General features: G+C 69.3%; 8 protein-coding genes. All 8 read right to left on the bottom strand.

Translation table 11 applies throughout. The features are described 5' to 3' along the window. Positions 1-404: 404 nt before the first annotated feature. The 8 genes from AC08OO_RS10220 to panD all read right to left on the bottom strand — a co-directional run bounded on the left by AC08OO_RS10220 (position 405) and on the right by panD (position 11,481). On the bottom strand, positions 405-2,165 hold the full coding sequence (locus AC08OO_RS10220; protein ID WP_476609230.1) for a purple acid phosphatase family protein: 1,761 nt from the start codon (positions 2,163-2,165) through the stop codon (positions 405-407). 68 nt (positions 2,166-2,233) lie between these two features. Continuing rightward, positions 2,234-4,738: an ATP-dependent Clp protease ATP-binding subunit gene (locus AC08OO_RS10215; RefSeq protein WP_476618446.1), complete on the bottom strand. Its 2,505-nt coding sequence runs from the start codon at positions 4,736-4,738 to the stop codon at positions 2,234-2,236. Positions 4,739-5,235: 497 nt separating this feature from the next. Next, complete coding sequence (locus tag AC08OO_RS10210; protein WP_476610444.1) at positions 5,236-6,183, bottom strand: (2Fe-2S)-binding protein; 948 nt, start codon at positions 6,181-6,183, stop codon at positions 5,236-5,238. Positions 6,184-6,418: 235 nt separating this feature from the next. Then, a complete protein-coding gene (locus tag AC08OO_RS10205) occupies positions 6,419-7,336 on the bottom strand; it encodes an SGNH/GDSL hydrolase family protein (RefSeq protein ID WP_476618445.1) in 918 nt (305 codons plus the stop codon). 182 nt (positions 7,337-7,518) lie between these two features. After that, positions 7,519-8,271: a type III pantothenate kinase gene (locus tag AC08OO_RS10200; protein ID WP_476607509.1), complete on the bottom strand. Its 753-nt coding sequence runs from the start codon at positions 8,269-8,271 to the stop codon at positions 7,519-7,521. Then, entirely contained in the window at positions 8,271-9,314 is a 1,044-nt protein-coding gene (gene nadC / locus AC08OO_RS10195) for a carboxylating nicotinate-nucleotide diphosphorylase (RefSeq protein WP_476610446.1), read from the bottom strand. Before nadC ends, AC08OO_RS10200 begins: the two co-directional genes overlap by 1 nt. Then, a complete protein-coding gene (locus AC08OO_RS10190; RefSeq protein ID WP_476610447.1) occupies positions 9,311-11,014 on the bottom strand; it encodes an L-aspartate oxidase in 1,704 nt (567 codons plus the stop codon). The genes nadC and AC08OO_RS10190 overlap by 4 nt, the downstream gene beginning before the upstream one ends. Then, entirely contained in the window at positions 11,011-11,481 is a 471-nt protein-coding gene (panD, locus tag AC08OO_RS10185; protein ID WP_476610448.1) for an aspartate 1-decarboxylase, read from the bottom strand. The genes AC08OO_RS10190 and panD overlap by 4 nt, the downstream gene beginning before the upstream one ends. Between the last annotated feature and the right edge of the window lie 88 nt (positions 11,482-11,569).

Genomic DNA, 11,569 nt, shown 5'->3' with positions numbered 1-11,569 from the left:
CCGCTGCCGCGCCGCCGGTGAACTTCCGCGGTCGTCTTTTCGTCGCATGGTGGGTCGCCGTTGTATCCATGATGTTGACGTGATGTTATTCGGCTCGTTCGTCGTCCCGGACGTGCCCGCCACCGCGCGGGCGCGGTTTGTTCGCGGAATTGGCGGGATCCATCGAGCTGATCGGTGCAGCGGCGGTGGTTCCGGCGCCAATGATCCGACGGATCTCACAGCGAGTGACGCTATCCTGGGGGCGGATCTGACGTTGAATACCGTCACACGATGCGATCGGTGAACGGTCTTCGGTCGAGATCGAGGTTGTCATGGTCGTGGCACGATTCCTGAGCTCCCGCCGGAAGGGTGATCAGAACCGGCCCGCTTCGCACCGTCCGACGGCTTCTCGGTCGGGTGGCCGGTCAGGTGGTGGGCACGGCCGCGTCGGCGCGTGGCCGGACGAGGGTGAACCGGTCGAACGGGACCGGCGCCGGTGCACTGGAGTCGTACACGGTCACCCGGATGCTCGTCGAGCCGCCCGGTTCACCTGGATCCACCTCGAAAGCCGCGAAGGCATACGGATGCTCCGGCGCCCGGAAGGCGAGCCAGGGCGCGTCCTCTCTCGCCCGGACCGATTGGCGATGCCCCCGGCCGGGATCCTGTTCGTGCACGCCGACGATGACCCAGCAGGCGGGTGGATCGAACAGTGCGTGCGCGGACGGCGACGAGGATCCTCCGGTGCCCACGAGCAGGTGAACGGTGCCCGCCGAGGTGTCGAGCAGGTCACCGGCCCCGTCACCGGCCGCGGCGCCCGCTCCGTCAGCGGTCTTCCGGGCGGGCGTCGTCGCGCCGGGGACCGGGCGGGGAGTCCGGGTCGCGCTGTCCGGCACGACCCCGCGCAGCGGATGAGTGCGCTCGTAGTGGTGCTCGTGGCCGCAGAGCACCAGATCCACCTCGTAGGTGTCGAACAATGGCAGCCATTCCTCCCGGATACCGAGGTCGGCGCCGTTGTGCTCCGCCGCGGTCGACACCGCGGCGTGGTGCATGCCGACGACGATCCAGTCGATACCGGGATCGGCGCGGGCCTGTTTGAGGGTCTGTCTCAACCAGGAGGTCTGCCGGCCGGCGCTGTACCCATGGAGGTAGACTCGCCCGCTGTCCTGATAGCAGACGTCGGCGGCGCTGAGCATGACGAACCGCACGCCGCCGACGGTGAACGCGTACCAGAGCCCGGCGAGGTAGGCCTCCTCGTCGTGCTGGGGAAGGGCGAAGTAGGTCTGGTAGGCTGCGAGCCCCAGAGCTCCGTTGCCCCGCTCGGTCTCATGGTTGCCGTTGCAGGGCATCCACGGCCGGAACCGGGCGGAGGCGCTGATCATCGCGAACCAGTCGAACCAGGCGCGAACCGGATCCGTGCGCTGGTTGGCGTACGACAGGTCACCGTTCGCGAGGTTGAACAGCGGCGCGAGGCGTTCCACTCCGGTTATCACGTGGCGTGACGCGGCCGAGCCGTACGGGTCGTGCGGCTCGTCGGTGCCCTGGTCGCCGAAGCAGGTGAAGCTGAAGGCGGCCCGATGCCGCGGAGCCGTGCGGAACGACCCGTGGGCCAAGCCCCAGCGCCCATCATGACCCACGTCATAGCGGTAGTCGGCAGCCGGCAGGAGTCCGGACAGGTGCGCATGGTGGGCGAAGACCACCTCGTTCGTCAGGGCGTCCGTGTAGGAACGGGTGAGCGCGGTCACCGAGCGGGTAGACCCGCCAGCCGCCGGACCGAACCGTACCTGGGGCCGAGGGACGGCCGTTCGGGTCAGCCACGAGACGACCATGGACGTGGCCGGATCGGAGCCGAAAGTCAGGTGAACGCCGAGCGCGACGTCGGGACTACCAGTCACCAGCGGAGCTCTCCCGTTCGCCGAACCAGCAGTCCGAATCGTCCTCGGGGCGATGAAGTTGTGCCTGTGCTCGTGCCTGCGCCGGCAACCGGACCCGATCTCGCCGGGTGCCCCGGCCGGCAAGATGGTTACCCGATGGCTGACATTTTCCCATATTCCGTTACCGGTCGCCGATCGAGCGGTGCGGCCGAGCGATGTGTGAGAGAACGAACGTGTTCCAGCTCTGGAGCGACCAGCCCGGCTACGCGGCCGAGACTGCGATGGCCGGAGCAGCCGCGGGGCTACTCCGGCCATCGCGCCCGGCCCTCGCCGGGTCACCGGACCGGCCGCCTCCCGGGAGGCGGCACGGAATTCCCGACCGCCTACTCGCTGGACTTGGCCAGATCGACCGGCGGGGCATCGGGCACCTGGTTCGGCTTCGTCTCGCCGCGGAAGACGAACTTCGCCTCGTCACCGTCGCCTTCGACATCCCCGACGACGATCTCGCCCGGCTTGAGCGTGCCGTAGAGGATCTTCTCGGACAGGACGTCCTCGATCTCCCGCTGGATCGTCCGGCGCAGTGGCCGGGCGCCCAGCACCGGATCGTACCCCTTCTTCGCCAGAAGCGCCTTGGCGGCCGACGTCAACTCGAGGGCCATGTCCTTGTTCTTCAGCTGCGCGTCCACCCGGGCCAGCATGAGATCGACGATCTGGATGATCTCGTTCTCGGAGAGCTGGTGGAAGACGATGATGTCGTCGATCCGGTTGAGGAACTCGGGCCGGAAGTGCTGCTTGAGCTCGTCCTGGACCTTCGACTTCATCCGCTCGTAGTCGACGGCGCCCTGACCGGTGGCGAACCCGATGCCGGGACCCTTGGAGATGTCCCGGGTGCCCAGGTTCGACGTCATGATCAGGACGGTGTTCTTGAAGTCGACCAGCCGGCCCTGGGAGTCGGTCAGGCGACCATCCTCCAGGATCTGCAGCAGCGTGTTGAAGACGTCGGGGTGGGCCTTCTCGACCTCGTCGAACAGCACCACCGAGAACGGCTTGCGCCGGACCCGTTCGGTGAGCTGGCCGCCCTCCTCGTAGCCGACGTAGCCGGGCGGGGAGCCCACCAGCCGCGAGACGGTGTGCTTCTCCATGTACTCGGACATGTCGAGCTGGATGAGCGCGTCCTCGTCGCCGAAGAGGAACTCGGCGAGAGTCTTCGACAGCTCGGTCTTACCGACACCGGACGGGCCGGCGAAGATGAACGAGCCGCCGGGGCGCTTCGGGTCCTTCAGCCCGGCGCGGGTGCGTCGGATCGCCTGGGAGACGGCCTTGATGGCCTGCTGCTGGCCGATGACGCGCTTGTGCAGCTCGTCCTCCATGCGCAGCAGGCGCGCGGTCTCCTCCTCGGTGAGCTTGAAGACCGGGATGCCCGTCCAGATCGCGAGGACCTCGGCGATCTCCTCGTCGCCCACCTCGGCGACGACGTCCATGTCGCCGGCCTTCCACTCCTTCTCCCGCTTGGCCTTCTCGGCCAGCAGGGTCTTCTCCTTGTCGCGCAGCGACGCGGCCTTCTCGAAGTCCTGCGCGTCGATCGCGGACTCCTTGTCCCGGCGGACGGCGGCGATGCGCTCGTCGAACTCGCGCAGGTCCGGCGGAGCGGTCATCCGGCGGATGCGCATCCGGGACCCGGCCTCGTCGATCAGGTCGATCGCCTTGTCCGGCAGGAACCGGTCGGAGATGTACCGGTCGGCCAGCGAGGCCGCCGCCACCAGGGCGGCATCGGTGATCGAGACCCGGTGGTGCGCCTCGTACCGGTCACGCAGACCCTTCAGGATCTCGATGGTGTGCGCCACCGACGGCTCCGCGACCTGGATCGGCTGGAACCGCCGTTCAAGAGCGGCGTCCTTCTCCAGGTGCTTGCGGTACTCGTCGAGCGTGGTCGCGCCGATCGTCTGCAGCTCACCGCGCGCCAGCATCGGCTTGAGGATCGACGCCGCGTCGATGGCGCCCTCGGCCGCGCCCGCGCCGACCAACGTGTGCAGCTCGTCGATGAACAGGATGATGTCGCCGCGGGTCCGGATCTCCTTGAGGACCTTCTTCAGCCGTTCCTCGAAGTCACCGCGGTAGCGGGAACCGGCGACCAGAGCGCCGAGGTCGAGGGTGTAGAGCTGCTTGTCCTTCAGGGTCTCGGGCACCTCGCCCTTGATGATCGCCTGCGCCAGCCCCTCGACCACGGCGGTCTTGCCGACGCCGGGCTCGCCGATGAGGACGGGGTTGTTCTTGGTGCGGCGCGACAGCACCTGCATGACGCGCTCGATCTCCTTCTCGCGCCCGATGACCGGGTCGAGCTTGGACTCGCGCGCGGCCGCGGTGAGGTTGCGGCCGAACTGGTCGAGCACCAGGGAGGTGGACGGGGTCCCCTCGGCGGGCGCGCCGGACGTGGCGGTCTCGCCCTTGCCCTGGTAACCGGACAGCAGCTGGATGACCTGCTGCCGCACCCGGTTGAGGTCCGCACCCAGCTTGACGAGCACCTGGGCGGCGACACCCTCGCCCTCGCGGATCAGGCCCAACAGGATGTGCTCGGTGCCGATGTAGTTGTGACCGAGCTGCAGCGCCTCCCGAAGCGACAGCTCCAGGACCTTCTTCGCGCGCGGCGTGAACGGGATGTGCCCGCTCGGTGCCTGCTGCCCCTGGCCGATGATCTCTTCGACCTGTGACCGCACACCCTCAAGGGAGATGCCGAGGGACTCGAGGGCCTTGGCGGCGACGCCCTCGCCCTCGTGGATCAGGCCGAGCAGGATGTGCTCGGTCCCGATGTAGTTGTGGTTGAGCATCCTGGCCTCTTCTTGGGCCAGGACGACGACCCGACGTGCCCGGTCGGTGAATCTCTCGAACATGTGCGCTCCTTCGAGCTGCGACCGACCACACGACAGCCGGTATCCGCATGCTAGCTCCGCCGAGGCATGTCCTCACGCATCGAACAGAAACCTACCCGCCGGCACCGCCCACATCGTCGTGGGCGGCGGACCGGCGCAGGTACCGGCCGTCCAGCGGAGACGTCTAATGCAACCGTGGCCGACCAGCCATGACTCCGTCACGTCGTTCCGCCAAGAGCAGAACGACGCCGCCCGCTTCGCGACGTCTCCGGTCGGACCTACGGTGCGGTGGGACGCGCCAGGCGGTGCGTCCCACCTCGGTGAGCCTCCTCACCGATGCTACCGACGGTAGTGGATGAGGAGGTGCATCTTGTTGTGATTCAACTCACATGTATATCGTTTTGCGTTGTCAACATTACTCATTGTCGTCGCCCTGGGGGTTTCAGCGACAGATCTTGCTTGCATCTCGCGAGTAACTACTTTACGTGCGCATACTCGGGCTGCGCTTCGGGTGACTCTCAGACCGCAAGGCCTCCATTGCCCTGCGTGTCGATCCAGGCGCGCAGCCGTTCCTCGCGATCCTGGTCACCAGTAAAGGGACATGAGGTGCAGTAGCCGTCACCAAGCCGGTAGGCCAGGCAGCACGACCCACGGCGTATGCCGGTGTACCGCCGGCCGTGGTGGACGAACTCGTGCCAACGGGGCCGGGCCCGGATGGTGGGTGTGGCCCGGGAGAAGAAGGCGTCGGCCTCCACTCGGCCGAGGTGGGGATCGCCGGTCGCGCGCTCGGTCAGCAGGAAGGCGCGGGCGCACTGCGCGGCTACCGCCCCCCACAGCGCCGGAAGGCCGAGCCGGACCCGTCCCCGTAGCTCCTCGACGAACGGTTGGAGATGCGCGAGCACCTCCTCGACCAGGCGACCGCGCAACGCGGCGACGTCCCCGACCACGCCGATCCGGGCATTCATCCCGTCTCCGGCGGTGGCGCCCCCCGCGATCGGGTCATCCGCCAGGACGGTCATGGCCGGTCGGTGGAACGCGGTCTGGTCGAACCAGCCGCCGTCGAGGACGCGCAGGGACATCGTCGCCGGGGCCAGGGCCGGCACCCGGTGCAGGAGGACGAAACAGGCAATGGCCGGGGCTGCGACGTTCGCCGAGTACCAGTTCGCCAGGTAGCTCGCGGCGACCTCCGGGCTGGCGCCGTGCGTGTCGCCCACCCGGGCCAAGGCCTCGGCCACGCCTGCTGGCCCGGTCAGGAAGGCACAGTCGGCCCAGCCCGGGCCGTCCGGCATCCCGAACTGCACACCGCGTGGCTCCAGCACCTCGGCGAGGTCCCGCAGGCTCGCCTCGAACGGCGGTTCGGCGCACTGAACGGTACCCCCGGAGAATTCCGGCGCCGTCCCCTCGGGGGCCACCTCCCTGGAAGGCGCCGCCGGGGACGCCGCCGAGCCGGTGCGGCGTTCGTTCACCGACCGCTTCATTGCCGGGACCGGGAGGTGTGTCGCGGCTGGGCCGGGCGTAGCTGTGCCAGGGTGCGGGATCTCCCGCGGAGTGGCGTGAGCATGAGCATGAGCATGACTTTAAGTAAGCCTAACTTCATGTCTGACGTCAACTGGAGTCGCCATCAGTGCTATGCCCACGAGTCATCGGGTCGGCATCATGAGTTGGTCGACATCGCGTGGTTGCCGGGCTGGTCGGCCCGCGTCACCAGCTGTCCATGGCGAGATGGCGCTGGACGGCCTCGGCGATGGCCTGCTGCCCGTGCATGGTGGGGTGCGCGCTCAGCTCACGTGTCGGTCCGAACAGATTGACCGGAGCCACCCACGGGTCCGGTGTGCAGATTTCGTGACCGCGTAGCGCCCGATCCGTCGAGACGAACTCCACTCCCGCATCCGACGCGGCTTTTCTGATGACCCGGTCGAGCTGTCTGTTCAGCCTCGTCAGCTGTCGACGTTCCCTGTTGGTCAGCCAGGTACAGATGTTGTTGAGCTGGTTGTCCGGAAATATGTAGGGATAGCCGACCACGATGATCCGCGAATGCGGGGCGGCGGCCTTCACCGCCGTGTAGTTGGCGCTCAGGACACCCGGGAGTTCCTTGGTGACAAGATCGCGCTCGCGGCGGTCGTTGCCATCCCAGAAGCATCTCCACGCATAACAACTGAAGATGACTCTGCCGAATCCGGCATCGTTGCCGCCGATGGTGATGGTGACGACGTCCGGGGCCCGGCCCAGTGCACGTAGCTGGGCCAGCTGGGGTTTCTCGCCCTTGAATGACTCGTGTAGGGCGCCGGTGGTGGCTCCGGAACACGCGGCGAACAGCGAGACGGTGACCCCCGATCCCATACCGCCCAGTAGTCGTGGCCAGGCCTGGCTGCTCCGCCGGCACCGGGGGGCCGGCGAGTCGAAGGGGGGATTGCCCTCTCCCGAGGAGTAGGAGTCGCCCAGCACGGCCAGGGTACGGGGCTGCGGACCGGCCGAAGCCGGATCATTCCAACCGTATGTAATCGGAACCGCGGCGAACAAGAATGCTGCCATCGCGGTGACAAGAAAGGGATGAGTGAAGTATCCGCTGCCGGGATGTGACGATACGCCGGGTTGTGTTCCCGAGATTCGGTCCCGCATGGCACGGAATCGTAACCGAGTCGCGGGAGGGCGGTCCGTCGAAGCCGGTGGCTGCCGCTCGGCAGAGTCGGTTTCCTAATCCACTGGACCGGCCGAAGCCCCGGAGATGCACGATCGTCATAATTATCCTGGTCGCCGTAAGGCAGCCCGAACGAGCCCGAACGAGCCCGGTCGGGATCGGATCAGATATTCTTCTCGAAGACGAGACGCAGGCCGATGAGTGTCAGATGGGGCTCGTGACGGTCAAGGTTCTCACTTTCCCTGATGACCACGGACGCGAGACCCCCGGTGGCGATCGCCACCGCATCCGTGTCCAGCTCGGCCCGGATGCGGCGTACCAGGCCGTCCACCTGGCCGGCGACGCCGTAGATCATGCCAGACTGGAGTGCCTCGACCGTGCTCTTGCCGATGACGGAACGTGGCGCGACCAGTTCCACCTTACGGAGCTGGGCCGCCCGGGACGCGAGTGCGTCCAGCGCGATCTCGATGCCCGGTGCGAAGATTCCGCCGATGAACTCGCCGCGTGCCGAGACGATGTCCAGGTTCGTCGAGGTGCCGAAGTCGACGACGATCGCCGGCCCGCCGTAGAGGTGGTGCGCGGCGAGTGTGTTCATGATGCGGTCCGCGCCGGCTTCCTTCGGATTGTCGATGAGGATGGGAACCCCGGTCCGCGTCCCCGGTTCGACGATGACGACCGGGATGTCGTGGAAGGCCCGGACCACCATCCGGCGCAGCGCTCGAAGCGCGGCGGGAACGGTTGAGCAGATCGAGACACCGGTGACCTGGTACTCGCCGAGAAGGCCGCGGTAGAGCAGCACCAGTTCGTCCGCGGTCGCCTGCGGGTCGGTGCGCACCCGCCAGGAGTCGGCGAGGTGTTCACCCTCGAACACGCCGACGACGGTGTTGGTGTTACCGACGTCGATGGCGAGCAGCATCAGGATTCCTCCACGATCAGATCCTCGATCGGTGGGCCCGCGGTGGCCGATCCCGGGCGATGATCGGGGTCCAGGGCGAGATCGAGGCCGAGGTCGAGAGCGGGCGCCGAATGGGTCAGGGCGCCGACGGCGAGATAGTCGACGCCGACGGCTGCCACCGCCGCCGCCGTTTGCAGGGTCAGGCCGCCACTCGCCTCGAGCCGCACCCCGGCCGGACGGGCGAGCTGGACCGCGGCCCGCAGGTCCGCCAGCGACATATTGTCGCAGAGGATGAGATCACATCCGGCATCGACGGCCTCCGCGACCTGGTCGACGGTGTCGCATTCGACCTCGACGGGCAGCCCGGGGAACCGTGCCCGCACCGCGGCGAACGCCGCCGCCACGCCGCCCGCCGCGACCACGTGGTTGTCCTTGATCAGGGCTGCGTCCGTCAACGACATGCGGTGGTTCACCCCGCCCCCGCAGCGCACCGCGTACTTCTCCAGCGCGCGCAGGCCGGGTAGCGTCTTGCGGGTGTCGCGGATCATCGCGCCGGTGCCGGCGACCGCGTCGACCCAGGCCCGCGTCAGGGTGGCGATCCCGGACAGGTGGCACAGCAGGTTCAGCGCGGTACGTTCGGCGGTGAGCAGGCCGCGGACCGGCCCGTTGACGTAGGCCACCGTGGTACCCGGCGGGACAGGGTCGCCGTCGCGAGCGGTCAGGGTGACGGTTGCGGCCGGCCCGAGCAGGCTCTCGAAGACGGCGGCGGCGACCGGCAGGCCGGCGACGACGCCCGCGGCCCGCGAGACGATGGCGCCGTGCCCGACGAGAGCGGGGTCGACCGTCGCCTCGGAGGTCGCGTCGACCGCGCCGATCTGGCCGGTCACCTCGTTCTCCTCCCAGACCGGGAGGTCCTCCACGAGCGCGCGGCCGACCAGGACCACCACCCCGTCCGGGTCGAGGCCGGCCGAGGCGAGGGCACTGCGGGTGGCGGGTGAGAGCCGTCCGCCGGGCACGCCGACGGAACCGGGCCCGCAGACGGAGCCGGGCGCGGAACCGCTCACCGCGAGCCGCGCATGGGCTCGACGTCCACGATCAGTTCCCCTTCTGGATTGAGCCGGGTGAGGATCCGGCCGAGCCAGTGTTCGTCGTCCTGCTCACCGAAGTCCTCTCGCCAATGGGACCCGCGGGTCTCCGTCCGGCTGGCGGCGGCGACGACGAGGGCCGTCGCAACCGTGCGCAGGTTGGTCATCTCCCAGGCCGGCGGCCCGGCCGTGACCGTCGCCCCGCTGACCCGCAGGTCCCCGAGACCGGCCAGTACCTTCGCCGTCGCCCGCAGGCTGTCCGCGCTGCGCAGCACCCCGGCACCGTCGGTCATCGCGCGCGCGAGCTCCGCGCGTTCGGCGGGGTCGGTCAGACCACTGCCGCGACCGACCACCGGCGCGGCGGGGATGGCGGCGCGGTGCCGGCAGCCGGGCGCTGTGCCGGCCAGGTGCTCCGCGATGCGTGCGGCGAAGACCAGCCCCTCCAGCAGGCTGTTCGACGCGAGCCGGTTGGCGCCGTGCACCCCGGTGCAGGCCACCTCCCCGCAGGCGTACAGGCCGGCCACGCTCGTGCGGCCCCACAGATCCGTGCGCACCCCGCCGCTGGCGTAGTGGGCGGCCGGCGCGACGGGGATCGGCCTGACGACCGGATCGATGCCGGCGGACCGGCAGCGCGCGGTGATCGAGGGAAACCGCCGCTCGATGGTCGCCGCGCCCAGCCCCCGGGCGTCCAGGAACAGGTGATCGACCCCCTGGGCCGCCATGACCTGCGACATCTGCTTGGCGACGACGTCGCGCGGAGCGAGGTCGGCCAGCCGATGGACGCCCGCCATCACCCGTTCGCCGGCCGCGTCGACGAGAACGGCACCCTCCCCCCGCATGGCCTCGCTGACCAGTGGCTGCTGGCCCCCGAGCAGTTCGGCGACGGCGTCCGGCCTGGACGACGGGGGTAGCCACAGGGCGGTCGGGTGGAACTGGACGAACTCCAGGTCCGCGACGACGGCGCCCGCGCGCAGAGCCAGCGCCACCCCGTCCCCGGTGGAGACGCCGGGATTGGTCGTCGACGCGAAGATCTGTCCCATCCCGCCGGTCGCCAGGACCACCGCGCCCGCCGTCACCGCGCCGACGCCGTCCCGGCTGCCCTCCCCCAGCACGTGCAGGGTGGCGCCGGCGGCCCGGCCGTCGGAGTCGAGCAGCAGGTCGAGGACCAGGGCGTGTTCGATGACCTCGACGCTCTCATCGGCCCGGACGGCGGTGATCAGGGCGCGTTCCACCTCCAGGCCGGTGGCGTCCCCACCCGCATGGATGATGCGGTTGCGCAGATGGCCGCCCTCCCGAGTGAGGGCGAACGAGCCGTCGGTGGTCCGATCGAACCGGGCGCCGAGCTCGGCGAGCTCACGCACCCGCGCCGGTCCGTCGCGGACCAGCACTCGGGCTGCCTCCTCGTCGCACAGCCCGACGCCGGCGACCAGGGTGTCGGCAAGATGATCATTGGGCGAGTCCTCCGCAGCGAGCGCGGCGGCGATCCCACCCTGCGCCCACCGGGTCGACCCGGCGTCGAGGTGCGCCTTGGTCACCAGCAGCACCCGGGCGGCGGGCAGCGCCCGGCGCAGGTGCAGGACCGTCGTGAGCCCGGCGATGCCCGAACCGATGACGACGACGTCCGCGGCGCGCATCCATCCCGGGCGGGGCGCGCCGAGCCGGCAAGGTAGCACGGTCACTGCGTAGCCACGGCCGATCGGACCGCCGTCGCGGCCGCGGGTACCGGGATGTCGACCGGGATGTCGCCACGCAGGCTCGACGGGTCGCCGGGGAGCGGTTCGGCCGGGTCGTCGCCGTGCCCGATGATCCGGTTTGCCGCGTCGACGAACAGCACCTTCGGGACGTGCCGGCGCGCCTCGGCGTCGTCCATGAGCCCGTACGCAATGATGATCACTAGGTCGCCCGGCTGGACCAGGCGCGCCGCGGCACCGTTGATACCGATGATCCCGCTTCCCGCTGGTCCCGCGATGGCGTACGTCTCCAGCCGGGCGCCGTTGTTGATGTCGACGATCGTGACCTGCTCGCCAGGCAGCAGGTCGGCTGCGGCCAGCAGGTCCGCGTCGATCGTCACGGAGCCCACGTAGTGCAGATCGGCCTGGGTGACCGTGGCACGGTGGATCTTGGCGGTGAGCATGGTGCGCAACACGGTCAGGCTCCCGGGTGATCGCGGTCGGCGGGACGGTCCGGTCGGGGGGCGACGGCGGGGGATCCGGCGGATGCCGGAGCTCCGGTGG

The organism is Frankia sp. CeCAU1 (assembly GCF_977971845.1).
The sequence above is the reverse complement of the archived record's forward strand: the minus strand, read 5'-3'. Positions and strand labels throughout refer to the sequence as shown.